The following is a 26546-nucleotide window of genomic DNA, read 5'->3' as shown; positions in this document are numbered from 1 at the left end:
GGCCTCAGCGGGCAGTGCGCACGCCGTCGAGGGCGATCGCCAGGACCCGGTCGCGCTGGGCGTCGTCCTCGAACGCCGTCGCCGTGATCCCGGCGACCATCCGCAGCAGGTCACCGAAGTCCATGTCGGTGCGGGCCACACCCGCCTTCTGGGCGCGCTCCAGGAGCGGGCCGCCGGCGCCGTACATCGAGTCGCGGCAGGCCATGAAGATGTCCGACTGGTCGTTCAGGGCCTCCCGCACCGCCCGCTTCGTGACCATGTAGCCCGTGAACCGGCCCAGCCACGACGTCAGCGCCTCCCAGGGTTCGCGGTCGGCGAGCTCCTCGGCGGCCCGGCACAGGGTGTTCACCTCGTCCGCGTACACGGTCTCGAAGAGGTCGCGGCGGGTGGGGAAGTTCCGGTACAAGGTGCCGATGCCGACGCCCGCGCGGCGGGCGATGTCCTCCAGCGACGCCTCCGCGCCGTGCTCCGCGAAGGCCTCCCGGGCAGCGCCGAGCAGGGCGTCGTAATTGCGGGCGGCGTCCTTACGGTGCGGCCTGCGGGCGGCGACGATCTCGCTGACGGGCAACGGCGTGGCGGTCACTGGGTGCCTCCCGGACGGGGCTCGGTAAACCGGAGGTGATCCTCCGATCAGTTGAACCGGAGGGATACCTCCGCTACAGTGGAGGGGTACCTCCACTTTACCAGTGCCGGTGTGACCCCACCGTGCTCCCTCACTCATCAGATCCTCCATCCTCCGTGTCACCGGATTCCGGAGAGGCTCCGCCATGCCCCGCACGTCCACCCGCCTCACCTTCGCGGTCCTCGCGACCGGTGCGGGCGTGTTCGCCATGCTGCAGTCGCTGATCGCGCCGGCCCTGCCGACCGTCCAGCACGCCCTGCACACCTCGCAGTCCACCGCCACCTGGGTGATGACGGCGTACCTGCTGTCCGCCTCGGTCTTCACCCCGATCCTCGGCCGCGTCGGCGACCTCGCCGGCAAGAAGCGCACCCTCGTCGCAGTGCTGGTCACGGTCCTCGCGGGCTGCCTGGTCGCCGCGCTCGCCCCGACCATCGGCGTCCTGATCGTCGCCCGGGTCGTGCAGGGCGTCGGCGGCGCCCTGTTCCCGCTCTCCTTCGGCATCATCCGGGACGAGTTCGCCCCGTCCGAGGTGAGCGGCAGCATCAGCAACCTGTCCGCCGTGATCGCCGCGGGCGGCGGCGTCGGCATGGTGGCGGCCGGCCCCATCGTCTCCGCCCTCGACTACCGCTGGCTGTTCTGGATCCCGGTCGGCGTCGTCGCGGTGACCGTGCTGATAGCCCTGCGCTACGTCCCCGAGTCGCCCAACCGCGCCGAGGGAAAAGTGAGTTGGCTCGGTGCCGGACTGCTGTCCGCCTGGCTGGTCGCCCTGCTCCTGCCGCTGAGCCAGGCCGTGCAGTGGGGCTGGGGCTCCGCGCGGGTGCTCGGTCTGTTCGTCGCCGCCGTGCTGCTGTTCGCTCTGTGGCTTCGCAGCGAGGCCCGCTCCCGCACCCCGCTGATCGACCTGCGGGTGATGCGCCTGCCCGCGGTGTGGACGACCAACACCGCCGCGCTGCTCTTCGGCGCCGGCATGTACGCGATCTGGTCCTTCCTGCCCGGCTTCGTCCAGACCCCGTCCTCCGCCGGGTACGGCTTCGGGGCGAGCGTCACCGCCTCGGGTCTGCTCATGCTGCCGATGCTCCTCGCGATGTTCCTCTCCGGTGTCCTCGCCGGGCGCCTCGAACCCCGCGTCGGCGCCAAGGCTTTGCTCACCTCGGGCGCCGCTCTCGGTGCGCTCGCCTGCGGTGTCCTCACCCTGTGGCACGACGAGCAGTGGCAGATCGGTGTCGTCGCGGCCCTGTTCGGCCTCGGCATCGGCCTGGCCTACGCCGCCATGGCGAACCTGGTCGTGGGCAGTGTGCCGCCCGAGCAGACCGGCGCCGCGACCGGCATGAACGCCAACATCCGCACCATCGGCGGCTCCATCGGTGCCGCCCTCACCAGCGTCCTGGTCACCGGCCGGCTCCAGTCCTCCGGACTGCCGTACGCCGCCGGCTACACCCACGGCTGGGCCCTCCTCGCCGTCCTGATGCTGGCCGCGTCGGGCGCCGCCCTGCTGGTCCCGGCACGCCGTACGGGCCGTACCCCGCGCGCCGCCGCGACCTCGTCCCCGGCGGAGGCGACCCCGACGGGCGCGACCCCAGCCGACGCGGCCCCGGCACCCGCGCCCGTACGGTAGGGTTGACCTGCGTGATCACGCGGAACACCACCGCGTGGGCCGCGACGGGACGTGGCGCAGCTTGGTAGCGCACTTGACTGGGGGTCAAGGGGTCGCAGGTTCAAATCCTGTCGTCCCGACGTGCGGAAGACGCGGTCGAGAGGCCGCTCTGAGGAGGACTCGGAGCGGCCTCTCGCTCATTTTCGGAGCATCCCGTGCCGCTCTTTTCCCCGCACACCGTCTTGACGGATCGTCCGCTGGTCTGTACCAACAGGGGGAGTCATCTGGTATGGACCAATCTTGTGCGGCCTCGGCGCCCGTGTGGCGCCCGACCCCCTGGAGGCAGCGATGCGAAGACCGTCCGCACTCCTCGCCCTGTTCGTCACGGCCCTGCTCCTCGTACTCGCCCCGCCCGCAGGCGCGACGGGTTCCCCGACCGCGGCCTTCGCCAAGTCCTCGGAGTGGAGCGGCGGTTACCAGGGCCTCTACACGATCACCAACGGAAGCGACAGCGCGCTGTCCGGCTGGACCGTCCGATTCGACCTGCCCGCCGGCACCACGGTCGGCTCGTACTGGGACGCCCTGCTGACCCAGGACGGCGGCCACTACACCTTCAAGAACCGTGAGTACAACGGCTCGCTGGCCCCGGGGGCGAGCGTCACCTTCGGCTGGGTGTCCAGCGGCAGCGGCGCACCGGCGAACTGCACGCTCAACGGCGCCCCCTGCACCGGGGGTTCGGGCGGAGGCGACACCACACCGCCGAGCGTGCCGGCCGGTGTGACCGTCGGCTCCGCGACCAGCTCCTCCCTGACCGTCCGCTGGAGCGCCGCCACCGACGACTCCGGATCGGTCGCCGGATACGAGGTCTCCCGCGACGGCGGCACGCCCGTCCCGGTCACCACCACCTCCTACACCGCGACCGGACTGCAACCCGGCACCGGCTACTCCTTCCGGGTCCGCGCCAAGGACGCCGCGGGCAACCTCTCCGCCTACAGCGCGGTCGTCAGCGCCACCACGACCACCTCCGGCGGCACCCCGCCGGGCGGCGGCGTGCACACCGCGCCCTACATCGACATGGGCGCCTGGCCCACGCCGAGCATGCCCGACATGGCCTCGGCCGGCGGCACCGACAGTTACACCATGTCGTTCATCACCGCGTCGGGCTGCAAGGCCATGTGGTTCAACGCCTACGACCCGCGCGACGGCTGGGCCAAGGACCAGATCGACGCGATCCGGGCCCGCGGCGGCGACGTCAAGGTCTCCTTCGGCGGCGCCTCCGGCATCGAACTCGCCCAGGCCTGCGACTCGGTGGACTCCCTGTTCACCGAGTACGACGCCGTCGTCAAGGCCTACGACCTGCGGTACGCCGACTTCGACATCGAGGGCGCCGCCGTCGCCGACACCGCCTCCATCACCCGGCGCTCGCAGGCCCTGGCACGCCTCCAGCAGGCCCACCCGGGTCTCAGGATCTCCCTCACCCTGCCCGTGCTCCCCGAGGGCCTCACCTCGGACGGGCTGAACGTGGTCAAGGCCGCGCGGGACGCCGGTGTCGACCTCGACCTCGTCAACGTCATGGCCATGGACTACTACCGGAGCACCGACTACGGAGACGCCGCCGTCCAGGCCGCGCAGAGCACCTTCACCCAGCTGAAGTCCCTCTACCCGGCGAAGTCCGACGCGCAGCTCTGGGCGATGCTCGGCGTCACCCCGATGCTCGGCCAGAACGACGACGGCCACGTCTACGACCAGGCCGACGCCCGGCAGCTGGTCGCCTTCGCCCAGGGCAAGCACCTCGGGGAACTCGCCTTCTGGGAGGCAACCCGGGACCGCAACGCCTGCACGGGCGCGCTGTACAAGTGCACCAACATCCCGCAGTCACCCTACGAGTTCGCGAAGATCTTCGCGGCCTACACCGGCTGACCCACAGCCTGCACCGGCTGACAACCGGGGGCCGCGTCGCGCGCTCAGTCCGACGCGGCCCACAGGCTCCGCACGTGCCCGAGATGCCGGGTCATGATCGCGTGTACGGCCTTCTCGTCCCGCTCCAGCAGGGCGTCGAGGAGCTGCAGATGCTCGTCGGCCGAGGCGAGCAGACGGCCCGCCTCGACCAGCGCGGTGAGGCCGTACAGCCGGGACCGGCCGCGCAGGTCGGCGACCACCTCGACCAGGTGCGTGTTCCCGGCCAGGGCGAGCAGCCCAAGGTGGAAGCGGGTGTCGGCCTCCACGTAGGCGATGAGGTCCCCGGCGGCCGCGGCCGCGACGATCTCCCGGGCCGCCGGCCGCAGCGCCTCCAGTGACACCCGGTCGGCGGTCCGCGCCAGCTCCACCACCGTGGGAATCTCGATGAGCGCGCGGATCTGCGTGTACTCGTCGAGCTGGCGGTCGGACACGGCGGTGACCCGGAACCCCTTGTTGGGCACCGTGTCGACCAGCCCCTCCTTGGCCAGGTCCAGCATCGCCTCCCGCACCGGGGTCGCCGAGACCCCGAAGCGGGCGGCGAGCGAGGGCGCCGAGTAGACCTCGCCCGGCCGCAGCTCGCCCGCGATCAGCGCGGCCCGCAGCGCCTCGGCGACCCGTTCCCGGAAGCTGCTGCGGCGGCCGCCCAGCCGGGGGAGTTCGGGTGCCTCGGCCGGCCGCGAGCCTGGTGCCATGTCACGCATCATCGAAGTCTAGGGGATCCACCAAGGTCACCGGCGCCCGCCCTAGAGCACGAACCCGGCTGGGAACGGGTCGGTCGGGTCGAGCAGGTACTGCGCCGTGCCCGTGATCCAGGCCCGGCCGGTGAAGCTCGGCAGCACCGCCGGGGCACCGGCCACCTCCGTCGTGCCGAGCAGCCGGCCGGTGAACCGGGTGCCGATGAACGACTCGTTCACGAACTCGGTGTGCAGCGGGAGTTCGCCCCGCGCGTGCAGTTGCGCCATGCGCGCGCTCGTCCCCGTGCCACAGGGGGACCGGTCGAACCAGCCCGGGTGGATCACCATCGCGTGCCGCGAGTACCGGGCGGTGGCGCCCGGCGCGTAGAGGTGGACGTGGTGGCAGCCGTGGACCGACGGATCCGCCGGATGGACCGGTTCCCCCTCGTTGTTGATCGCCTCCATCAGCGTCAGCCCGGCCCGCAGGATGTCCTCCTTGCGGGCGCGGTCGAAGGGCAGTCCGAAGGCGTCCAGCGGCAGGATGGCGTAGAAGTTCCCGCCGTACGCCAGGTCGTACGTCACCGTGCGCCCGTCGGGCAGGGTGATCTTCCGGTCCAGGGCCACGGCGAACGACGGCACGTTGTGCAGGGTCACGCTCCGGGCGGCGCCGTCCTCCACCGCCACCTCGGCCACCACCACGCCGGCCGGGGTGTCCAGCCGGATCGTGGTGACCGGTTCGACGACCTCGACCATGCCGGTCTCCACCAGCACGGTCGCCACCCCGATCGTGCCGTGCCCGCACATCGGCAGGTACCCGGACACCTCGATGTAGAGGACACCCCAGTCGCAGTCCGGGCGGCTCGGCGGCTGCAGGATCGCGCCGCTCATCGCGGAGTGGCCGCGCGGCTCGTTCATCAGCAACCGCTTGATGTCGTCCCGGTGTTCACGGAAGTACAGCCGCCGCTCGTTCATGGTCGCGCCGGGCACGGTACCGATCCCGCCGGTGACGACACGGGTCGGCATGCCCTCGGTGTGCGAGTCCACGGCGTGCAGGACGAGCTTGCTGCGCATGCTCCGGTCTCCTTGTCGTGACGTCAGGCGAGCCCGGCGGCGACGGCCCTCTCGGTGGCCGCCCGGACCACGGCCTCCTGCTCGGGCGGCAGGGGGACGCGGGGCGGGCGCACAGCGCCGCCGTACCGCCCGACGATGTCCATGGACAGTTTGATGGCCTGCACGAACTCCACCCGCGAGTCCCAGCGCAACAGGGGGTGCAGTCGCCGGTACAGGGGGAGCGCGGCGGTCAGGTCCCCGGCGGTGGCGGCCCGGTACAGCTCCACCGAGGCCCGGGGCAGCGCGTTCGGGTAGCCGGCCACCCAGCCCTTGGCGCCGGCCACGGCCAGCTCCAGCAGCACGTCGTCGGCACCGGCCAACAGGTCCAGATCCGGCGCGAGTTCGGCGATCCGGTAGGCGCGGCGGACGTCACCGGAGAACTCCTTGACGCCCTGGACGTACCCCTCGCCGTGCAGCCGGGCCAGGAGCTCCGGCACGAGGTCCACCTTGGTGTCGATGGGGTTGTTGTACGCCACCACCGGCAGGCCGGCCTTCGCGACCTCGGCGTAGTGGGCGAGCACGGACCGCTCGTCGGCGCGGTAGGCGTTGGGCGGCAGCAGCATCACCGCGCCGCAGCCGGCCTCGGCCGCCTGCTCGGCCCACTGCCGCGCCTCGGCCGAGCCGTACGCGGCCACGCCGGGCATCACCCGCGCACCGCCGACGGCGGCCACAGCCGTCTCGACCACCCTGGTGCGCTCCTCGGGCGTGAGCACCTGGTACTCGCCGAGCGAGCCGTTCGGTACGACACCGTCACAGCCGTTCGCCACCAGCCACGCACAGTGTTCGGCGTACCGGTCGAGGTCGACGGTGAGGTCGTCGCGCAGGGGGAGGGCGGTGGCGACGAGGACGCCCCGCCACGGGCGGTTCTCCGAGAGGGTCATGTGCGGTCCCCAATCCAATAGGGTGTGACATATTACTGTGTCGGAAGCGGATCCGGGCGGTGCGAGCGGTTGTCTCTTCGCGCGAACCGTCCCGGGAAGGCTGTCAGTCCTTCTCCCGGCGGTCCACCGGCAGCGCCGCCAGCACGCCCAGCGGCACCGGCCGGGCGAACGGGCGCCGGCCCGGCGTGAGCGGGCAGCCGGTGAGGCCGGCCACCGCGGGCGCGCAGACCCGGCCCTGGCACCAGCCCATCCCGGCCCGCGTCAGCAGCTTCACCGTGCGCAGGTCCCCGGCGCCGAGCGAGCCGACGGCGGCGCGGATGTCGCCCGCGGTGACCTCCTCGCAGCGGCACACCACCGTGTCGTCGCCGACCAGGTCCGCCCAGCCGGCCGGCGGGGCGTACACCGAGTCGGCCGCCGCGAAGAACGCCCGCAGCCGGGCGCGGGTCCGGGCGGCCGGCGCCCATCCGCGCGGGTCGGGTTCGGTGCCGTGCAGGCGGGCCGCGATCGAGCGTCCGGCGATGTGCCCCTCGGCGAGCGCCAGGGCCGCCCCGCCGATCCCGGTGCTCTCCCCGGCGGCCCAGACGCCCGGCACGTCGGTCCGCTGCTCGCCGTCGACCCGGACGGCCATCCCCGCGAGTGTGCAGCCCAGGGTCTCGGCGAGGTCGGTGTGGGGCAGCATGCCGTGCCCGACGGCGAGGGTGTCGCAGTCGATTCGGCGTGCGGTGTCCGGCCGTACCCGCCCGCCCCGGTCGAGCGCGGCAACGGTGACCGCCTCCAGGCGGTCGGTGCCGTGGGCCTCGACCACGGTGTGCCGGGCCAGGGTGCGCACACGGTGCCTCAGCAACAGCCCCGCGTACCAGGCGCCTTCGGCGAGCTTCCCGGGCTGCGACGCCAACGCCGGTGCCCGCCGCAGCAGTTCCCTCGGGTCGGCGGACTCGACCAGCGCGGCGACCCGGGCGCCGGCCGCGGCGAGCCCGGTGGCCACGGGCAGCAGCAGCGGCCCCGTTCCGGCGACGACGACGGTACGGCCCGGCAGCACCAGACCCCCCTTCAGCATGGCCTGCGCGCCGCCCGCCGTGACGACGCCGGGGAGTGTCCAACCCGGGAAGGGCAGCACCTGCTCGTAGCCGCCGGTGGCGAGGAGCACGGCGTCGGCGTGTACGGCGACCCCGTCGTCCTGCGCGGCACCGCGCAGCGCGTGCACGATCAGGAAACCGGTGGGGGTACCCGTGGAGTCACGCTCCACACACCACACATGATGGCCCGTCAGGTGTTCTATACGGCCCCCTTCGACGTGCCGCTCCAGCCCGTCCCGGAGCCGTTGCCAGGCGCGCCACTGGTGGTGCAGGGCCTGCGGGCGGCGGGCGCGCAGCGCGGTGGCCGGCTGCCGGAAGAACTGGCCGCCCGCCTGGTCGGCCGCGTCCACGAGGGTCACGTGCACGCCGCTCGCGGCCGCCGCGAGGGCGCCGGCCAGCCCGGCCGGGCCCGCGCCGACGACGGCGAGACGCGGCCGTCCGGTCATCGTCCCGTCAGGCGTCGTCGTGTCGGTCATCGTCCCGCCCCGTTCCCTCCTGTGTGCGGATCACATCGCCCGGCCGCACCGGGACCAGGCAGGCACGCTGGTTCGGCACCCCGTTGACGGTCACCAGGCAGTCGAAGCAGACCCCGATCCCGCAGAAGACGCCGCGCGGCCGGCCCGACCCGCGTGTGCTGCGCCAGGCGGTCAGGCCGGCGGTCCACAGCGCGGCGGCGACGGTCTGTCCGGGCAGGGCCTCGACAGCCCGGCCGTCGAACGTCACGGTGAACGCGGGACCGGGCCGCGCGTCGGCCAACTCCAGGGGATTCACTCGCCGTTTCCCTCCTCCGCCTCGAACCGGTCCGGACGGAACGGCGTGAGGTCCAGATCCGCGGGCTTCCCGGTCAGTGCGCGCGCGATCGACCGGCCGGTGCCGGTGGCGAGTCCGATGCCCGCCCCCTCGTGGCCGCAGGCGTGGAACAGGCCGGGCAGTCGCGGATCGGGGCCGATCGCCGGCAGGTGGTCAGGCAGGTACGGGCGGAAGCCCGCGTACGTCCGCAGGGCACGTACCCGCTCCAGGAAGGGGAACAGCCCGATGGCGCCGGCCGCCAGCGCCCGTACGGCGGGCAGGGACAGGGAGCGGTCGAAGCCGACGCGTTCCCGGCTCGCGCCGATGAGCACCGGCCCCGCCGCCGTGCCCTCGACGACGGGCGAGGTCCGCAGCGCGGCCGAGTCGCTGGCCACGTCGGCCACGTAGTCGGCGGCGTACACCTTGTGCCGGATCGTCCGGGGGAGCGGCTCGGTCACCAGGACGAAGCCGCGTCGGGGACGGACGGGGAGGCGGACCCCGGCCAGCGCGGCGACGTCACCGCCCCAGGTCCCGGCGGCGTTCACCACCGCGCGGGCGTGGATGTCGCCCCTGTCGGTGCGGACGCCGAGCACCGCGCCGCCCGCCGTGCGCAGCACCCCCGTCACGGCGCGGCCCGTGCAGAGCCGAGCACCGGACGCACGGAGCAGATGGGCGGCGGCCAGCGCGGGCATCACCTGGGCGTCCTGCGGATACCGGACACCGCCCGTCAGGCCGGGAGTCAAGTGCGGCTCCAGCTCGGCGAGTCGATCCGCCGGAACGGGCTCGGCGGCGACCCCGGCCGCCCGCTGCCTCTCGGCAAAGCCGCGCAGCGCGGTGAGCGCGTCCGGCGTCGAGGCGACGACCAGCCCTCCCTTGGCCTCGTACTCGATCGCCGCCTCCAGCTCTTCGGCCAGCTCGGCCCACAACCGGCCCGACAGCAGCGCCAGTTCCAGCTCGGGCCCCGGCCCCTTGTCGGACACGAGCAGATTGCCCTCCCCGGCCCCGGTGGTCCCCCCGGCCACCGCCCCCCGGTCCACCACCGTCACCTCAAGCCCGGCCCGCCCGGCGTACAGCGCACAAGCAGCCCCCACCATCCCCGCACCGACAACCACGACATCACAGCTCAGCCGCTTAGCCACATCAGTACTATGTCACATACCGCATCCGTCTCCAAGGGGCGGGCCGGAGCACCCCATAGGGGCGCGGGGAACTGCGCAAAAGGGGGCCCGGGGGCTCGCCCCCGAAGGACGGGACGGGAAGGGGCGGCGGGGGTGAAAAGACCTCACCACACCACCGGCAACACCCGAGGCCCCCGAATCATCGTCTTCCGCCGCCACTCCACCCGCTCCACAGGCACCGCCAACCGCACCCCCGGCAACCGCTCCAACACCGTGTCCACCAGCAACTCGATCTGCAGCCGAGCCAGCGGCGCCCCCGTGCAATAGTGAGGCCCGTTCCCGAAGGCGACATGCGGATGGGGATCCCGATCGGGACAGATGCGCTCCGGATCGGGGAAAACCCCCGGATCACGGTTCGCGGCGAGATACGACACGTACACCGCCTCACCGGCCGCGATCCGATGCCCGCCCAGCTCCACGTCCTCCAGTGCGATCCGGGCCAGCCCGACCGAACTACGGTGCGGGATCCATCGCAACAACTCGTCCAGAACCGGACCCCGTTCGCCGGCCCGGGACCGTACGCGCTCCATCAGCTCGGGCCGGCTGAGCATCAGGTACAGCATCTGGCCGCAGTTGTGGGTGACGGCCTCGCCGCCGATCTGCAGCGGCCCGGCCAGCCCGACGGCCTCTTCCTCACGGATGTCGCCGCGCGCCACCGCCGCCCCCAGCAGCGAGTACACGTCCTCGCCGGTGTCGGCCGCGCGGGCCCGGACGGTCTCGGTGATCCAGCCGTACAGGCCCTGCTTGGCCCGGTCGGCGGCCTCGGCGCCGCCCGAGGTGGAGATGATCTGCCGCGTCCAGGCGTGCACTTGCTCCCGCTCGGCCGCCGGCACGCCCATCACCTCGCTGACGACGGTGACCGGGAACGGCTCCAGCACCCGCTCCACGAGATCCGCCGGCGGCCCGTCCCGTACGACCCCGTCCACCAACTCGTCCAGGATCTGCTGCGCGCGGGGCCGTAGCCGCTTCATCGCGCCCACCGTGAAGGCCCCGGCGACGGCCTTGCGCAGCCGGTTGTGGTCGGGCTGGTCCGCCCAGGCGAGCGAGCCCGGCCGGGGTGCGAAGTTCGGTGCCATCCGGGTGACCTGACGCTGCGTCACCTCGTTCCGGCCGAACCGCGGGTCGTTGGTGACCAGCTTGACGTCCTCGTAGCGGGTGGCCAGCCAGGCCCAGCCCTCTCCGAACGGCAGCCGGATCCGGGTCAGCGGGCCCTCGCGCATCAGGCCGGCGAGGACCGGATCGAAGTCCGTCCCGTCCAGGTCGAGCGAGGGCCAGTCCCGTACGGGCGGTGGGGCCTGGCCGGTGAGCGTACTGGTCTCCTCGGTCATGCCCTCACCCTCGTACGCGCTCCGCGCCCTGTCCTGCCGGAGTGCTCCAGCCGGAGGTCGGGGCCGTCCGGGGGCCCGGTCCGGACGACGAGACCTAGAGGGAGTCGACGAGCGCGGCCAGCGCGGCGGCGAGCACTCCGACGCCGGGTCCCGCCGGTCCGCCGGGCTCGGTCATGTACAGGTCGCGGCGGATCTCCACCATCAGCGCGCTCACCCGTGCGTCGCGCCCGTAGAACTCCAGCGGCACATACGTTCCGCTGAACGGGCTGTCCAGGCCGGTCTCGCCGCACACCGAGAACGCCTTCCGCGCCGCCGCGAGCAGGTCCGGCGGGGTGTGGAACGCGTCGGTGCCCAGGCACACCGGCGGGCGCGGGCCGGAGCCGTGCAGCTCGTAGGGCAGCGCCTCGGCCGGGTAGGAGTGCACGTCGACGATCACGGCCCGCCCGACGGCGGCCAGCCGCTCGGCGACGGCCTCGCTCATGGCACGGGCATACGGCCGGAAGTACCGCTCGACCAGCGGCTCCGGGTCGGTGCCGGCGGCCCGCAGCTCACCCCGGTGCGTCGTCCGCGTGTACACCGCCCCCATGCCGACGGCGAGCATCTCCTCGCGCTCGTCGGGGAACCGCTCCGGGTCCACGACCAGCCGGGACAGCCGGTTCACGAACCGCCAGGGCGTACGGCCCGCCAGCCCGGCCGCCGCCTCGGCGATCCGGTCCGTGTGCGCGTCGGTGATGTGGTCCAGCTCGCGTTCCAGCGCCGCGTCGTCCAGCACGATGCCCTCGCGCACGCCGTCCGGTATCGCCCGCGCCGCATGCGGGACGTGCAGCAGGACCGGCGAGTCGGGGGCACCGGGAAGAAGGGCGAACGAGGACACGGGCGGCTCCCGGAAGATCGGCGGTGTGCTGACCCGGATCAAGGTGCCATACGCCACTGACATCCGGACCGCCGACCGCCGCACCGCAGTCGCGGTGACTGTGCAGAACCTAGCCCCTCCGCCCCGCGAGCGTGCCCAGGACGTCCGCGACCGGGGTGGGATCCAGCGGGCCGACGTGTGAGGCCTCGGGGAAATCGTGCACGCGGAAGCGATTGCCGGGTGTGGACGCGTCGGCTTCCGCGATCATCCTGTCCTGGAGCGCGGTGGCGATCGTACGGTCCCTGCCGAAACGCAGGTACGTGCGGGGAACGCGTCCCCAGGTGCCGGGCCGGCCGACCGCTCGGCCCGCGTAGGCGGCGACGGGCTCGTCGGTCTGCATGCCGGCCAGGATCCGGCGGAAGTCGGCGTCGGGGTAGTCCGCGCAGATCATCTCCTTCAGGAGGGCCAGCTCACCGCTGACACCCGTACGGAAGTTCAGCCGCAACACCCCGAGCCGGTCCGGGTCACCCACCGTCAGCTCCACCGGGCTGACGGCGTTGGCGTTCTCGGGTGCCGCCGTGCAGGCGTCCGCCGTGGGCAGGACGCGGCTGGGACAGAAGGCCGCCATGTAGCAGATGTGGTGAAGCAGATGCGGGACGGCATCGCCGACACGGCTGACCGACACGCCACCCAGGCTGTGCCCGACCAGCACCACCGGGCCGTTCCGTGCGGCCTGCCGCACGATGCCCGTGACGCGCGCCTCGTAGTCGTCCAGCCCGAGACCCTTCAGCGGGGAGGGCTCGACCGCCATCGCCGTGAGGTCCTGCCGCTGGTACGACTCCGCCACGAAAGCCTCCGCGCCGTGCCGCGGCTGGTCCACCATGACGACGCGGTGGCCGCGCAGCGCCAGTTCCCGCGCGATCGGCATCCAGAACGCGCCGGCGCTGTGGGTGCCGTGCACCAGCACGTACGTCACGGGCCCGTGACGCGGGGCGGCCGCGGCCGGCGAGGCGCCGAGTCCGGTGGCCAGCGCCACGCCCCCCACCGCGAGTCCCAGCCCACGCAGCGCCGTCCGCCGGGTGGCACCTTCTCGTTCTCCGTTCGTGTCATTCCTCATGAACACAACGCTATGAACGGCCCGTTCGGCCCACCAGCGGTCCAGCACCCCTACAGGGGTGGACCCAGAACCACCATGGCCCAGGACACGCCTCCGCCCCGGTCGGCGGGCGAGCCGGACCGGGGCGGAGGAGGGAGACGACGGGCCCGAGGGCCCGGGGGCGTCAGCTCAGGGAGGCCAGGGCCTCGTTCCAGGTGGCCGACGGGCGCATGACCGCGGCGGCCTTCGCCGGGTCGGGCTGGTAGTAGCCGCCGATCTCGGCCGGCTTGCCCTGGACGGCGTTCAGCTCCTCGACGATCGTCGCCTCGGCGGCGGCCAGCGTCTCGGCGAGCGGGGCGAAGGCCTTGGCCAGCTCAGCGTCGTCGGTCTGCTGGGCCAGCTCCTGCGCCCAGTACAGGGACAGGTAGAAGTGGCTGCCGCGGTTGTCGATGCCGCCGACGCGACGGGTCGGGGACTTGTCCTCGTTGAGGAAGGTCGCCGTGGCGCGGTCGAGGGCGTCGGCGAGGACCTTGGCGCGGGCGTTGCCGGTGGCCGCGGCGAACTGCTCCAGCGACGGCACCAGGGCGAAGAACTCGCCGAGGGAGTCCCAGCGCAGGTAGTTCTCCTTGACCAGCTGCTGCACGTGCTTCGGGGCGGAGCCGCCGGCACCCGTCTCGAAGAGGCCGCCGCCCGCCATCAGCGGGACGACCGACAGCATCTTGGCGCTGGTGCCCAGCTCCAGGATCGGGAACAGGTCCGTCAGGTAGTCGCGCAGCACGTTGCCGGTGACGGAGATGGTGTTCTCGCCGCGGCGGATGCGCTCCACGGACAGCTTCGTCGCCTCCACCGGGGACAGGACGCGGATGTCCAGGCCCTCGGTGTCGTGCTCCGGGAGGTACTGCTTCACCTTGGCGATCAGGTTGGCGTCGTGCGCGCGGCCCTCGTCCAGCCAGAACACGGCCGGGTCGCCGGTGGCGCGGGCGCGGGTGACGGCCAGCTTGACCCAGTCGCGGATCGGGTCGTCCTTGGTCTGGCAGGCGCGGAAGATGTCACCGGCGGACACGGCCTGCTCGATGACGGCGTCGCCGCCGGCGTCGACCAGGCGGACCGTACCCGTGGTGGGGATCTCGAACGTCTTGTCGTGGCTGCCGTACTCCTCGGCCTTCTGCGCCATCAGGCCGACGTTCGGCACCGAGCCCATGGTGGCGGGGTCGAACGCGCCGTGGGCTCGGCAGTCGTCGATGACGGCCTGGTAGACGCCCGCGTAGGAGGAGTCCGGGATGACGGCGAGGGTGTCGTGCTCCTGGCCGTCCGCGCCCCACATGTGACCGGAGGTGCGGATCATCGCCGGCATGGACGCGTCGACGATGACGTCGGACGGCACGTGCAGGTTGGTGATGCCCTTGTCGGAGTCGACCATGGCCAGCGCCGGGCCCTCGGCCAGCTCGGCGTCGAAGGACGCCTTGATCTCGTCGCCGTTCGGCAGGGCCTCGAGGCCCTTGTAGATGCCGCCCAGACCGTCGTTCGGGGTCAGGCCGGCCGAGGCGAACGTCTCGGCATACTCCGCGAAGGTCTTCGGGAAGAAGGCGCGCACCACGTGACCGAAGATGATCGGGTCGGAGACCTTCATCATCGTGGCCTTCAGGTGCACGGAGAACAGCACGCCGTCCGCCTTGGCGCGGGCGACCTGCGCGGTGAGGAACTCGCGCAGCGCGCCGACGCGCAGCACGGAGGCGTCGACGACCTCGTCCTTCTTCACCGGCACGGACTCGCGCAGCACGGTCGTGGTGCCGTCGTCGCCGACCAGCTCGATCCGCAGCGCGCCGTCCTCGGCGATCACCACGGACTTCTCGGTGGAGCGGAAGTCGTCGACGCCCATGGTCGCCACGTTCGTCTTCGACTCGCCGGTCCAGGCGCCCATGCGGTGCGGGTGGGTCTTGGCGTAGTTCTTCACCGAGGCGGGCGCGCGGCGGTCGGAGTTGCCCTCGCGCAACACCGGGTTGACGGCAGAGCCCTTGACCTTGTCGTAGCGGGCGCGGATCTCCCGCTCCTCGTCGGTCTTCGGGTCGTCCGGGTAGTCCGGCAGCGCGTAGCCCTGACCCTGCAGCTCGGCGACGGCCGCCTTCAGCTGCGGGATGGACGCCGAGATGTTCGGCAGCTTGATGATGTTCGCGGCCGGCGTCTTGGCCAGCTCACCGAGTTCCGCGAGGGCGTCCGGGATGCGCTGGTCCTCGGTCAGGTACTCCGGGAACACGGCGATGATCCGGCCCGCCAGCGAGATGTCGCGGGTCTCGACGGCGACACCCGCCTGCGAGGCGTACGCCCGGACCACCGGCAGGAACGAATACGTCGCCAGGGCCGGGGCCTCGTCAGTGTGTGTGTAGATGATGGTCGAGTCAGTCACCGGGTGCTCCGCTCCACGTCTGCAACATTGCTCGACATCAAGATATCTCGTGAGCGGCGCCGCATCGACAGGGGTCCGCGCCCCGCGTCGCCGCCCGGGTGCTTTCGGCCCCACAGCGGTCAGCCCCGGCGGCCGTGCCCGAGTCCGCCCGCGCCGGTGACCTCCCGCTCGATCCAGCGGCAGATCACGTCCACGGCGTACACCAGCTCCGCCCGGGTCAGCTCGCGCCCCTTCGGGATGCCGTGCCGGCGCTGCAGGCAGCCGCGGCAGCAGGTCGCGGTGGCGTGCTGGGCGACGAACACCGGGTGCCCGCGGTACGGCGTCTGCCTGCCGTCCTTGCGCGGCTCGGCCGGAGCCAGCCGCACGGCGAGCAGGTCGTACGCGTGCCACCGCAGCGTCGCCGCCCCCTTCAGCCGGGCGGTGGCCAGGTCCCGGCCGCGCAGGTGGAACCGCGCCCGGAACGGCTCCCGCGCGATCGTGTCGAGACGCTCGTCGAGGGAGCCGGGGGAGACGGGGCCGGGGGAGTCCGGCGAACCCGAGGAACCGGTCATGTCACTTCGAGCATACGGTCGAGCGCGGACCGGCTCCCCGCCGCCGCCCCGCCCTCGGCCGCCCGCTACTCGCCCCCGGTGTAGCCCGCCCCCGCGTCCTCCCCGCTGCGCTGCTGCGGTATCAGTACCGCGCCCTGCTGGAGGGCGACCGTCCTGGTCGGGGCCGGGATGGTGATGCCCTCCGCGTGGTAGCGGCGGTGGAGACGTTTGATGAACTCGTGCTTGATGCGGTACTGGTCGCTGAACTCGCCGATCCCGAGGATCACGGAGAAACCGATGCGGGAGTCGCCGAAGGTGTGGAAGCGGATGGCGGGCTCATGGTCCGGGACGGCGCCGGTGATGTCGGTCATGACCTCGGTGACCACCTGAGCCGTCACGCGCTCCACGTGCTCCAGGTCGGAGTCGTATCCCACGCCCGCCTGCACCACGATCGTCAGCCGCTGCTCGGGGCGGGAGTAGTTGGTCATGTTGGTCTTCGCCAGTTGCCCGTTGGGGATGACCACCAGGTTGTTGGACAGCTGCCGTACCGTCGTCTGGCGCCAGTTGATGTCGACGACGTAGCCCTCCTCGCCGCTGCTGAGCCGGATGTAGTCGCCCGGCTGCACGGTCTTGGAGGCGAGGATGTGCACGCCCGCGAAGAGGTTCGCCAGGGTGTCCTGCAGCGCCAGCGCGACGGCCAGACCGCCGACACCCAGGGCGGTGAGCAGCGGCGCTATCGAGATGCCGAGCGTCTGGAGCATCACCAGGAAACCGATCGCGAGGACCAGCACGCGGGTGATGTTGACGAAGATGGTGGCCGAACCCGCCACACCCGACCGGGACATGGTGACCGTGCGGACCAGGCCGGAGATCACCCGGGCCGCGGCCAGGGTCACCACGAGGATGAGCAGCACCTGGAGGGTCTGGTTCACCTGGTGCTGCACCGTACGGGTCAGCGGCAGGACCGCGGCGGCAGAGGCCGCGCCGCCCGCGACCGACGCCCACGGCAGGACCGTGCGCAGGGCGTCCACGATGACGTCGTCGCCGCTCCACCGCGTCCGCTCGGCGTGACCGGCGAGCCAGCGCAGCACCGCGCGGGCGACGAACGCCAGCAACAGGCCCGCCGCCAGGGCGATTCCGGCGAGGACGAAGTCGTCCAGGGTCGGTGCGCGGTTCACCGGGCGCCTCCCGGGCGCGAGGCCGCACTGCGGGGCCGGAAGCGAAGTCTCGTCACGTGGGTCACCTGTCCGGGGTTCGGGAAGCGTTCGCGCCGGTCACCCGGACTGCGGTGATCGGCGCGGACGCTCATCCTGCCTCATCCGGCAGGGTCGTTCGCACCCGGCCCGTGCGGTCGGCGCCGGTCAGAAGTCCGTCGTGGACCCGTGCCGTCCGGCGCCCGCGGCGAACCTGGCCGCCCCCTTCAGGCTCTCCGCCAACACCGCCTTTCCGTGGTCCAGTTCACGCCGTACGGCCGTCTCCTCGTCCAGGCCCTCCTGGTCCAGCACCGAGGCGCGGTCGCTGCGCAGGCAGGCCTGCGGGAAGCGGGCCAGTGACGCCGCGAGCTCTTCCGCCTCCTGCCGGGAACGGCCCGGGGGCACGAGCCGGTTGGCCAGACCGATGTCGTACGCCTCACGCGCCGGCACCGGACGCCCGGTCAGGATCATGTCCATGGCCCGGCCGGTGCCGATCAGCCGGGGCAGCCGTACCGTGCCGCCGTCGATGAGCGGCACCCCCCAGCGGCGGCAGAACACCCCGAACACCGCGTCCTCCTCGGCGACCCGCAGATCGCACCACAGGGCCAGCTCCAGGCCGCCCGCGACCGCGTGCCCGGCGACGGCGGCGATCACCGGTTTGGACAGCCGCATCCGGGTCGGCCCCATCGGCCCGTCGCCCTCCGCGGCCACCCGGTTGCCCCGCCCGGTGCCGATCGCCTTCAGGTCCGCGCCCGCGCAGAACGTGCCGCCCTCGCCCCACAGCACGGCCACCCGGGCGTCGTCGTCGGCCTCGAACTTTCGGAAGGCGGCGGCCAGTTCGGCGGCCGTCGGACCGTCGACCGCGTTGCGGGCCTCGGGCCGCGACAGGATGACGGTGGTGACATGGTCCCCGCGTTCGGTACGCACCGGCACGACGGCTGACTCCTTCCTCGGGCGGCGGCCGGGCACACCGGGCCGCCTCGGCTGGGAGGATCACTCTGCCCCAGCGGCCCACCACCCGCACCGGCACCCCCGGCACACGGCCGGCCCCCGGCACCGGACGACAATCCCCTCGGCCCAGGTGAAACCCCTGCGAAGCTTGACCCGGACGGCGTCCCGCGTCCTACCGTCTCCCCATGAGCATGGAGACCACCGCCTGGACGCAGCTGCACAGCGTGATGACCGCGCAGGCGGAACGCCGCCCCTTCGCCCGCGCGACGCTACGCCGCATCGCCGCCTTCGCCCGCCCGCACCGCGCGGGCATCGCCCGTTTCGTGCTGCTCGGGGTGCTCACCGCACTGCTCGCCGTGGCCACCCCCGTGCTGGCCGGCCGCGTCGTCGACACGATCGTGGCGGGCCACGACTCCGGCCGGGTCGTCCGCCTCGCCCTGCTGATCGCGCTCGTCGCCCTCGCCGAGGCGGCGCTCGGCATCCTCGGGCGGCGGCTGTCGTCGACGCTCGGGGAGGGACTCATCCTCGACCTCAGAACGGCTGTGTTCGATCATGTGCAGCGCATGCCGGTCGCATTCTTCACACGTACCCGTACGGGAGCGCTCGTCAGCCGTCTCAACAACGACGTCATCGGCGCCCAGCGGGCCTTCGCCAACACCCTGTCCGGCGTGGTCACCAACCTGGTGACCCTGCTGCTCACCCTCGCCGTCATGCTCACCCTGTCCTGGCAGATCACCCTGCTCGCCCTGGTCCTGCTGCCGGTGTTCGTGCTGCCCGCCCGCCGCATGGGCAGCCGGATGGCCCGCATGCAGCGGGAGGCCGCCGCTCTGAACGCGGCCATGGGCACCCGCATGACCGAGCGCTTCTCCGCGCCCGGCGCCACCCTGGTCAAGCTGTTCGGGCGGCCGGAGGAGGAGTCGGTGGAGTTCGCCGCCCGCGCCCGCCTGGTGCGCGACATCGGCGTGCGTACGGCGACCGCGCAGTCGGTGTTCATCACCGCGCTCACCCTCGTCTCCGCGCTCGCCCTGGCGCTCGTCTACGGCCTCGGCGGCTGGTTCGCGATCCGCGGCACCCTGCAGGCCGGCGCGATCGTCTCCCTCGCCCTGCTGCTGACCCGGCTCTACGCGCCGCTGACCGCGCTCGCCGGCGCCCGCGTGGAGGTGATGAGCGCACTGGTCAGCTTCGAGCGGGTCTTCGAGGTGCTCGACCTGAAGCCGCTCATCGAGGAGAAGCCGAACGCCGTCGAGGTGCCCGAGGGACCGGTCGCCGTCGAGTTCGACGACGTCCGGTTCGCCTACCCGGCCGCGGACCAGGTCTCCCTCGCCTCCCTTGAGGAGGTCGCCGCCCTGGACACGCGCGGCGGCGCCGCGGTGCTGCACGGCATCACCTTCCGCGCCGAACCCGGGCAGACGGTCGCCCTGGTCGGCTCGTCCGGCGCCGGCAAGTCCACGATCGCGAGCCTGCTCCCGCGCCTGTACGACGTCGACGGCGGCGCCGTCCGCGTCGGTGGCGTCGACGTACGGGACCTGAGCGCGGCCTCGCTGCGCGCCACCCTCGGCATGGTCACCCAGGACGGCCACCTCTTCCACGACTCCGTCCGCGCCAACCTGCTCCTGGCCTGCCCCGACGCCACCGACGGGGAGTTGTGGGACGCGCTCGGCCGGGCCCGTCTCGACGAGGTCGTACGCTCCCTGCCCGACGGCCTGGACACGGTCGTGGGCGAACGCGGCTACCGCCTCTCCGGCGGCGAACGCCAGCGGATGACCATCGCCCGGCTGCTGCTGGCCCGCCAGCGCGTGGTCATCCTCGACGAGGCCACCGCGCACCTCGACAACACCTCCGAGGCGGCCGTCCAGGAGGCCCTCACCGAGGCTCTGGCGGGCCGTACCGCGGTGGTGATCGCCCACCGGCTGTCCACCGTCCGGACCGCCGACCAGATCCTCGTCGTCGAGGCCGGCCGGATCGTGGAGCGCGGCAACCACGACGAACTCCTCGCGGCCGACGGGCGCTACGCCGAACTGCACCGCACCCAGTTCGCCAAGCGCCAGGAGCCGGACGCCGGGGTGCCGGTCGGCTGAGGCCCGGCGCGGGGCGCGCAGGGGCAGTTGACGTCCGACCTCTTGACGCCGTTGGTGCAGACCTTTAGCTTCACGCCTTAAATAAAGCCGTCTCGAATGAAGTTGTGCGCGCTGCCCCGCCCCGTCCCCACCCCGCGCGAAAGGCCCCCCGTGCTGCCCCACACCCCCCACCGCAGACCGGTCACGGCCGCCGCCGTGGTCGCCCTGACCGCCGCGGCCCTGCTCACCGGCGCTCCCGCCCACGCCGCCGCCGCTTCCCCTTCCACCGCGGCCACCCGCGCGGCGGCCGCGCTGCCCACCGGCTTCGCCACGCTGCTGAACGCCGCGAGCGGCAAATGCCTGGACGCCCGCTCGGCCGGCACCGCCAACGGCACCGTCGTCCAGCAGTACACGTGCAACGGCACCGGCGCCCAGCAGTGGAGCCTCACCGACGCCGGCGACGGATACGTCCGCATCAACGCCCGCAACGACACCGGCCAGGTCGTGGACGTCGCCGACGTCTCCACCGCCGACAGCGCGCCCGTGCACCTGTGGGGGTACGGCGGCGGGGCCAACCAGCAGTGGCGGCCCGTCGACGACGGCGGCGGCGCCTACCACTTCGTCAACCGCAACAGCGGCAAGTGCCTGGACGACCCCGGCGCCTCGACCGCGAACAGCGTCCAGCTCCAGCAGTACACGTGCAACGGCACCGACTCCCAGCGCTTGCAGGTGGTCCCCGTGGACCGGTCCGCGAACGACCCCGACCTCGGCCAGAACGTCGTCGTCTTCGACCCCTCCATGTCCGCCTCCGCGATCCAGGGCAAGCTCGACGCGATCTTCATGCAGCAGGAGACCAACCAGTTCGGCTCCCAGCGCTACGCCGTCCTGTTCAAGCCCGGCGCCTACGACGCGGACGTCAACGTCGGCTTCTACACCCAGGTCCTGGGCCTCGGTCTGACCCCCGACGCCGTCAGCATCGACGGCGCCGTGCACGCGGAGGCCGACTGGTTCCAGGGCAACGCCACCCAGAACTTCTGGCGCGGCGCCGAGAACCTGTCCGTCGACCCCACCGGGGGCGCCGACCGCTGGGCGGTCTCGCAGGCCGCGCCGTACCGGCGGATGCACCTGCGCGGCGACCTCGCCCTGGACGACGGCGGCTGGTCCTCCGGCGGCTATCTCGCCGACAGCAGGATCGACGGCACGGTGAACTCCGGCAGCCAGCAGCAGTGGCTGACCCGCAACTCCCGCCTCGGCGGCTGGACGGGCTCCAACTGGAACATGGTCTTCACCGGCAGCCAGGGCGTTCCCGCCACCAGCTTCCCCAAGCCGCCGTACACCACGGTCGCCAAGAGCCCGGTCAGCCGGGAGAAGCCGTTCCTGTACGTCGACGGCTCCGGCGCCTACCAGGTGTTCGTGCCGGCCGTGCGCACCGACTCGACGGCCACCAGCTGGGCGGACGGCCACCCGGCCGGCACCTCGCTCCCGCTGAGCGCGTTCTACGTCGTCAAGCCCGGCGCCACCGCAGCCGGCATCAACGCCGCCCTCGCCGACGGCAAGAACCTCCTCGTCACCCCCGGCGTCTACCACCTCGACCAGACCCTGAAGGTGACCCGCCCCGACACCGTCGTCCTCGGTCTCGGGCTCGCCACCTTCGTGCCGGACCACGGCGTCACCGCGATGACCGTCGCCGACGTGGACGGCGTCAAGATCGCCGGGCTCCTCTTCGACGCCGGCACGACCAGCTCGAAGACCCTCGTCGAGGTCGGGCCGGCCGGCTCCGGCGCCTCCCACGCGGCCGACCCGACCTCCCTGCACGACGTGTACTTCCGCGTCGGCGGCGCCGGCGTCGGCAAGGCGGCCACCGGCCTCGTCGTCAACAGCGACGACGTCATCGGCGACCACATGTGGATCTGGCGCGCCGACCACGGCAGCGGCGTCGGCTGGACCAGCAACACCGCCGACACCGGGCTCGTCGTCAACGGCGCCGACGTCACGATGTACGGGCTGTTCGTGGAGCATTTCCAGAAGTACCAGGTGCAGTGGAACGGCGACGGCGGCCGCACCTACTTCTTCCAGAACGAGATGCCGTACGACCCGCCGAACCAGTCCGCCTGGAGCCACGGCTCCACCCGTGGCTACGCCGCCTACAAGGTCGCCGACTCCGTCACCTCCCACCAGGCGTACGGCCTCGGCAGCTACTGCTACTTCAGCTCGAACCCCGGCGTCGTCGCCGACCGGGCCATCGAGGCGCCCGACACGCCCGGCGTGCGCTTCACCAGCATGGTGACCGTCTCCCTCGGCGGCACCGGCACCATCAGCCACGTCGTCAACGGCACCGGAGGACCCTCGAACGCGGCGGGCAACGTGGCCGACCTCGTCCGCTATCCCTGACCCTCCCCGACCCACCTGTTCCGCAGGGGACGTGTGAGCCGTCGCCGCCTGGATACGCGGTCTGCACGGCACCACGGCCCCCACGGCCCCTGCGGAAGGTCATCCCCGCCATGACCAGCGAAAACCAGACCGGGCCCAGCGGAAACCAGCCCGGCCGACAGTCCGAGGTCACCCTGCGGGTGAACGGGAAACCGCACACCCTGCTCCTCGACCACCGGCGCGTCCTGCTCGACGTACTGCGCGACGATCTCGATCTCACCGGCTCCAAGAAGGGCTGCGACCACGGCCAGTGCGGCGCCTGCACCGTCCTGGTCGACGGCCGCCGCGTCGACAGCTGCCTGCTCCTCGCCGTCACCCTCGACGGCGAGGAGATCACCACCGTCGAGGGCCTCAGCGGCGACGGCGAGGAGCCGCACGCCCTCCAGCAGGCGTTCCTCGACCGCGACGCCCTCCAGTGCGGCTACTGCACCCCCGGCCAGATCTGCTCCGCCGTCGGCATGCTCGCCGAGGCCCGCGCCGGACACCCCTCGCAGGTCACCGACCCCGCCACCCCCTCCGGCGGGCCCATGCCGCTGGACCGGCCCGAGATCCGCGAACGGATGAGCGGCAACCTGTGCCGCTGCGGCGCCTATCCGCGCATCGTCGACGCAGTGGAGGACGTGATCCGGTGAAAGCGTTCGACTACCTCAGGCCCACCACCGTCGAGGAGGCCACCGAGGCCTTCGCCGCCCACCCCGGCGCCCGCTACCTCGCGGGCGGCACCAACCTGGTCGACCTGATGAAACTCGGCGTCGAACAGCCGGCCGTCCTCATCGACGTCGGCCGGCTCCCGCTGGACACCGTCGAGGAGACGGCCGACGGCTCCCTGCGCGTCGGCGCCACCGTCCGCAACAGCGACCTCGCCGCCCACCCGCTCGTCCGCGACCGCTACCCGGTGCTGTCCCAGGCCCTCCTCGCGGGCGCCTCCGGACAGCTGCGCAACGCGGCCACCACCGGCGGGAACCTGCTCCAGCGCACCCGCTGCCCCTACTTCCAGGACCTGGACAAGCCCTGCAACAAACGCGAACCGGGCAGCGGCTGCGGCGCCCGCGACGGCGTCCACCGCGACCACGCCGTCCTCGGCCACTCCCCGCAGTGCATCGCCACCCACCCCTCCGACATGGCCGTGGCCCTCGCCGCCCTCGGCGCCGACGTCGAGCTGTACGGCCCCGACGGCGCCCGGAGCGTCCCGGTGGCCGACTTCCACCGGCTGCCCGGCGACCACCCGGAACGGGACACCGAGATCCGCCCCGGCGAAATCATCACCGGCGTGCTGCTCCCGGCCGCCTGCGCCGGGCTGCCGTCCGCCTACCGCAAGGCCCGTGACCGGGCGTCGTACGCCTTCGCCCTCGCCTCCGTCGCCGTCGTCCTCGGCGTCGAGGACGGCGTCGTCGACCACGCCGGGATCGCCTTCGGCGGCCTCGCCCACCGGCCCTGGCGGGCCCGCCACGCCGAGCAGGCGCTGCTCGGCGCCGCCGCCACCCCGCCCGCCTTCGAGGGGGCCGTCGCCCTCGAACTCGCCCACGCCGAACCCCTGCGGGACAACGCCTACAAGGTGCCCCTCGCCCGCAACCTCGCCCTGGACGTCCTGAAGCGCCTGGCCCCGGCGCCGGCGACGGTCTGACCAAGCCACGCCCGAGGAGGACCCCCATGCAGGACCCCACGGACCGCACCGGCACCACCCCGGACGCCGCGGGCCGCCGCACCGGCACCGCCCAGGACGGCGCCGGGCCCGCCCTCGGCGCCCCCGTCGAGCGCCGCGAAGGGCGGCAGAAGGTCACCGGCACCGCCCGCTACGCCGCCGAGTACGCGCTGCCCGGCCGCGCCCACGCCTGGCCCGTGCCCGCCGCCGTGGCCCGCGGCCGGGTCACCGCCGTCGACACCACCGAGGCCCTCGCCCTGCCCGGCGTCCTCGCCGTCCTCACCCACGCCGACGTCCCGCGCCTCGCCGAACCGGAGGACGCCACCCTCGCCGTCCTGCAGAAGCCGGACGTGCCGCACCGCGGCTGGTGCGTCGCCCTCGCCGTCGCCGACACCCTGGAAGCCGCCCGCGCCGCCGCCCACGCCGTCCGGGTCACGTACGAGGCCGAACCCGCCGACCTGCGTCTCACCCCCGAACACCCCGACGCCTACGAACCGGAGATCGTCAACGGCGGCTACCCGTGCCGCGTCGAACACGGCGACCCCGAGGGCGCCTACACCGCCTCGGACGTCCGCGTCGACGTCGCCTACCACGTCACGCCCCTGCACAACCACCCGATGGAACCGCACACCACCACCGCCCACTGGGACGGCGACCGGCTCACCCTGTACACCTCCACCCAGGACGGCACCGGCGTCCGAGCTGTGCTCGCCGGACTCTTCGAGCTGCCCCGGGACCACGTCCTGGTCGTCGGCGAACACGTCGGCGGCGGCTTCGGCTCCAAGGGCACCCCGCGCCCCGACACCGTCCTCGCCGCGCTGGCCGCCCGCCACACCGGTCGGCCCGTCACACTGGCCTGGCCGCGCCGCCTCATGCCCACCACCGTCGGCCACCGCGCCCCCACCCTGCACCGGCTGCGGCTCGGCGCGCGCCCCGACGGCACGCTCACCGCGCTGCTGCACGAGGTCACCACCCAGACCTCCCGGGTCAAGGAGTTCGTGGAACAGGCTGCCGTACCCTCCCGCGTCATGTACGCGGCGCCGCACCTGCTCAGCACCCACCGCGTGGTCGCGCTGGACGTGCCCAGCCCGTCCTGGATGCGCGCGCCCGGCGAGACACCGGGCATGTACGTCCTGGAGTCCGCCGTCGACGAACTCGCCGACGCGCTCGGCATGGACCCGGTCGAACTGCGCGTCCGCAACGAACCGGAGCACGAACCCGTGAGCGGCAAGCCGTTCAGCAGCCGGCACCTCGTGGCGTGCCTGCGCGAGGGCGCCCGCCGCTTCGGCTGGGCGGACCGCGACCCGCGCCCCCGCTCCCGCACCGAGGGCCCGCTGCTCGTCGGCACCGGCGTGGCAGCGGCCACCTACCCCGTCTACGCCTGGCCGTCCTCCGCGTCCGCGCACGCGCTGCCCGACGGCACCTTCACCGTCCGGGTCGACGCGGCCGACATCGGCACCGGCGCCCGTACCGTCCTCGCCCAGATCGCCGCCGACGCCCTCGGCGTGCCCGTGGACCGGGTGCGCACCGAGATCGGCCGCAGCGACCTGCCCCCGGCCCCGGTCGCCGGCGGCTCCGCGGGCACCGCCTCCTGGGGCTGGGCCGTGCACCGGGCCTGCGCCGAACTGTCCAGCCGGCTCGCCGTGCACACCGGCCCGCTGCCCGACGGCGGCCTCGACGCACACGACAACACCCGCGGCCTCGCCGACGCCGACAGCCCCTACGCCCGGCACGCGTTCGGCGCCCACTTCGCCGAGGTCACCGTCGACACCGTGACCGGCGAGACCCGGGTACGGCGGCTGCTCGGGATCTTCACCGCCGGGCACATCCTCAACGCCCGCACCGCACGCTCCCAGTTCACCGGCGGCATGACCATGGGCCTCGGCATGGCCCTGACCGAGGGCAGCACCCTGGACCCCGCGTTCGGCGACTTCACCGAGGCCGACCTCGCCGCCTACCACGTGCCCGCGCACGCCGACGTCCCCGACATCGAGGCCGACTGGATCGACGAGGACGACCCCCACCTCAACCCCATGGGCAGCAAGGGCATCGGCGAGATCGGCATCGTCGGCACCGCCGCCGCCATCGGCAACGCAGTCCACCACGCCACCGGCGTCCGGCTGCGCGAACTCCCGCTCACCCCCGACCGGGTGCTGACCGGCCTGCTGGCGGCCTGAAC

Annotated in this window: 21 protein-coding genes and 1 tRNA gene; 8 read left to right on the top strand and 14 right to left on the bottom strand. The window is 73.0% G+C overall.

Annotated elements, in window-relative coordinates; all coding sequences use genetic code 11:
* Positions 1–4 precede the first annotated feature (4 nt).
* A complete protein-coding gene (locus ABZ854_RS23625; protein ID WP_361214115.1) occupies positions 5–583 on the bottom strand; it encodes a helix-turn-helix domain-containing protein in 579 nt (192 codons plus the stop codon).
* Positions 584–767: 184 nt separating this feature from the next.
* Here ABZ854_RS23625 and ABZ854_RS23620 point away from each other — a divergent pair, with 184 nt between their 5' ends.
* The 3 genes from ABZ854_RS23620 (at position 768) to ABZ854_RS23610 (ending at position 4136) form a co-directional block, all read left to right on the top strand.
* Complete coding sequence (locus ABZ854_RS23620; RefSeq protein ID WP_361214113.1) at positions 768–2237, top strand: MFS transporter; 1470 nt, start codon at positions 768–770, stop codon at positions 2235–2237.
* Between the two features lie 45 nt (positions 2238–2282).
* Positions 2283–2356 (top strand) — tRNA-Pro (locus ABZ854_RS23615).
* Between the two features lie 208 nt (positions 2357–2564).
* Complete coding sequence (locus ABZ854_RS23610; RefSeq protein WP_361214111.1) at positions 2565–4136, top strand: cellulose binding domain-containing protein; 1572 nt, start codon at positions 2565–2567, stop codon at positions 4134–4136.
* A 44-nt stretch (positions 4137–4180) separates the two neighbouring features.
* Here the strand turns inward: ABZ854_RS23610 and ABZ854_RS23605 are convergent, their stop codons facing one another.
* The 13 genes from ABZ854_RS23605 to ABZ854_RS23545 all read right to left on the bottom strand — a co-directional run bounded on the left by ABZ854_RS23605 (position 4181) and on the right by ABZ854_RS23545 (position 18220).
* Entirely contained in the window at positions 4181–4879 is a 699-nt protein-coding gene (locus tag ABZ854_RS23605) for a GntR family transcriptional regulator (RefSeq protein WP_361214110.1), read from the bottom strand.
* 39 nt (positions 4880–4918) lie between these two features.
* The gene (locus ABZ854_RS23600) at positions 4919–5920 is read right to left on the bottom strand and encodes a proline racemase family protein (RefSeq protein WP_361214109.1); all 1002 of its coding nucleotides are present in this window, start codon (positions 5918–5920) and stop codon (positions 4919–4921) included.
* A 23-nt stretch (positions 5921–5943) separates the two neighbouring features.
* A complete protein-coding gene (locus ABZ854_RS23595) occupies positions 5944–6840 on the bottom strand; it encodes a dihydrodipicolinate synthase family protein (RefSeq protein ID WP_361214107.1) in 897 nt (298 codons plus the stop codon).
* Positions 6841–6943: 103 nt separating this feature from the next.
* Positions 6944–8362 (bottom strand): NAD(P)/FAD-dependent oxidoreductase, encoded by a 1419-nt coding sequence (locus ABZ854_RS23590; RefSeq protein WP_361214206.1) that lies wholly within the window; start codon positions 8360–8362, stop codon positions 6944–6946.
* Positions 8363–8369: 7 nt separating this feature from the next.
* Positions 8370–8687: a (2Fe-2S)-binding protein gene (locus ABZ854_RS23585; protein ID WP_361214105.1), complete on the bottom strand. Its 318-nt coding sequence runs from the start codon at positions 8685–8687 to the stop codon at positions 8370–8372.
* On the bottom strand, positions 8684–9844 hold the full coding sequence (locus ABZ854_RS23580) for an FAD-binding oxidoreductase (protein ID WP_361214103.1): 1161 nt from the start codon (positions 9842–9844) through the stop codon (positions 8684–8686). The genes ABZ854_RS23585 and ABZ854_RS23580 overlap by 4 nt, the downstream gene beginning before the upstream one ends.
* Before the next feature lie 143 nt (positions 9845–9987).
* Positions 9988–11211 (bottom strand): cytochrome P450, encoded by a 1224-nt coding sequence (locus ABZ854_RS23575; protein ID WP_361214101.1) that lies wholly within the window; start codon positions 11209–11211, stop codon positions 9988–9990.
* A gap of 94 nt (positions 11212–11305) precedes the next feature.
* A complete protein-coding gene (locus tag ABZ854_RS23570; protein WP_361214099.1) occupies positions 11306–12085 on the bottom strand; it encodes an N-formylglutamate amidohydrolase in 780 nt (259 codons plus the stop codon).
* Between the two features lie 109 nt (positions 12086–12194).
* On the bottom strand, positions 12195–13187 hold the full coding sequence (locus ABZ854_RS23565) for an alpha/beta fold hydrolase (RefSeq protein ID WP_361214097.1): 993 nt from the start codon (positions 13185–13187) through the stop codon (positions 12195–12197).
* 157 nt (positions 13188–13344) lie between these two features.
* A complete protein-coding gene (locus ABZ854_RS23560; RefSeq protein WP_361214095.1) occupies positions 13345–15564 on the bottom strand; it encodes an NADP-dependent isocitrate dehydrogenase in 2220 nt (739 codons plus the stop codon).
* Between the two features lie 119 nt (positions 15565–15683).
* The gene (locus tag ABZ854_RS23555) at positions 15684–16115 is read right to left on the bottom strand and encodes a DUF4186 domain-containing protein (RefSeq protein ID WP_361214093.1); all 432 of its coding nucleotides are present in this window, start codon (positions 16113–16115) and stop codon (positions 15684–15686) included.
* A 65-nt stretch (positions 16116–16180) separates the two neighbouring features.
* Entirely contained in the window at positions 16181–17272 is a 1092-nt protein-coding gene (locus tag ABZ854_RS23550; RefSeq protein ID WP_361214091.1) for a mechanosensitive ion channel family protein, read from the bottom strand.
* 183 nt (positions 17273–17455) lie between these two features.
* On the bottom strand, positions 17456–18220 hold the full coding sequence (locus tag ABZ854_RS23545; RefSeq protein WP_361214089.1) for a crotonase/enoyl-CoA hydratase family protein: 765 nt from the start codon (positions 18218–18220) through the stop codon (positions 17456–17458).
* Positions 18221–18429: 209 nt separating this feature from the next.
* Between ABZ854_RS23545 and ABZ854_RS23540 the strand changes: the two genes are divergently transcribed.
* The 5 genes from ABZ854_RS23540 to ABZ854_RS23520 all read left to right on the top strand — a co-directional run bounded on the left by ABZ854_RS23540 (position 18430) and on the right by ABZ854_RS23520 (position 26544).
* Positions 18430–20316 (top strand): ABC transporter ATP-binding protein, encoded by a 1887-nt coding sequence (locus ABZ854_RS23540; RefSeq protein ID WP_361214204.1) that lies wholly within the window; start codon positions 18430–18432, stop codon positions 20314–20316.
* A gap of 150 nt (positions 20317–20466) precedes the next feature.
* Entirely contained in the window at positions 20467–22686 is a 2220-nt protein-coding gene (locus ABZ854_RS23535; protein ID WP_361214087.1) for an RICIN domain-containing protein, read from the top strand.
* Between the two features lie 110 nt (positions 22687–22796).
* The gene (locus ABZ854_RS23530; RefSeq protein WP_361214085.1) at positions 22797–23357 is read left to right on the top strand and encodes a 2Fe-2S iron-sulfur cluster-binding protein; all 561 of its coding nucleotides are present in this window, start codon (positions 22797–22799) and stop codon (positions 23355–23357) included.
* A complete protein-coding gene (locus ABZ854_RS23525) occupies positions 23354–24349 on the top strand; it encodes a xanthine dehydrogenase family protein subunit M (RefSeq protein WP_361214083.1) in 996 nt (331 codons plus the stop codon). The genes ABZ854_RS23530 and ABZ854_RS23525 overlap by 4 nt, the downstream gene beginning before the upstream one ends.
* A 26-nt stretch (positions 24350–24375) precedes the next feature.
* A complete protein-coding gene (locus ABZ854_RS23520) occupies positions 24376–26544 on the top strand; it encodes a xanthine dehydrogenase family protein molybdopterin-binding subunit (RefSeq protein ID WP_361214081.1) in 2169 nt (722 codons plus the stop codon).
* The last annotated feature ends 2 nt before the right edge of the window (positions 26545–26546 follow it).

This window comes from Streptomyces sp. NPDC047028 (genome assembly GCF_040644095.1).
In the GTDB taxonomy this organism is placed as follows: domain Bacteria; phylum Actinomycetota; class Actinomycetes; order Streptomycetales; family Streptomycetaceae; genus Streptomyces.
Note: the sequence above shows the minus strand (reverse complement) of the source record. Positions and strands in the feature narration are given on the sequence as shown.

What these genes read in the sequence shown, in the direction of transcription:
- ABZ854_RS23620 (WP_361214113.1), top strand. Translation starts at nt 768, where the DNA reads ATGCCCCGCACGTCCACCCGCCTCACCTTCGCGGTCCTCGCGACCGGT.
- ABZ854_RS23610 (WP_361214111.1), top strand. Translation starts at nt 2,565, where the DNA reads ATGCGAAGACCGTCCGCACTCCTCGCCCTGTTCGTCACGGCCCTGCTC.
- ABZ854_RS23605 (WP_361214110.1), bottom strand. Translation starts at nt 4,879, where the DNA reads ATGATGCGTGACATGGCACCAGGCTCGCGGCCGGCCGAGGCACCCGAA.
- ABZ854_RS23600 (WP_361214109.1), bottom strand. Translation starts at nt 5,920, where the DNA reads ATGCGCAGCAAGCTCGTCCTGCACGCCGTGGACTCGCACACCGAGGGC.
- ABZ854_RS23595 (WP_361214107.1), bottom strand. Translation starts at nt 6,840, where the DNA reads ATGACCCTCTCGGAGAACCGCCCGTGGCGGGGCGTCCTCGTCGCCACC.
- ABZ854_RS23590 (WP_361214206.1), bottom strand. Translation starts at nt 8,362, where the DNA reads ATGACCGGACGGCCGCGTCTCGCCGTCGTCGGCGCGGGCCCGGCCGGG.
- ABZ854_RS23575 (WP_361214101.1), bottom strand. Translation starts at nt 11,211, where the DNA reads ATGACCGAGGAGACCAGTACGCTCACCGGCCAGGCCCCACCGCCCGTA.
- ABZ854_RS23555 (WP_361214093.1), bottom strand. Translation starts at nt 16,115, where the DNA reads ATGACCGGTTCCTCGGGTTCGCCGGACTCCCCCGGCCCCGTCTCCCCC.
- ABZ854_RS23540 (WP_361214204.1), top strand. Translation starts at nt 18,430, where the DNA reads ATGGAGACCACCGCCTGGACGCAGCTGCACAGCGTGATGACCGCGCAG.
- ABZ854_RS23530 (WP_361214085.1), top strand. Translation starts at nt 22,797, where the DNA reads ATGACCAGCGAAAACCAGACCGGGCCCAGCGGAAACCAGCCCGGCCGA.
- ABZ854_RS23520 (WP_361214081.1), top strand. Translation starts at nt 24,376, where the DNA reads ATGCAGGACCCCACGGACCGCACCGGCACCACCCCGGACGCCGCGGGC.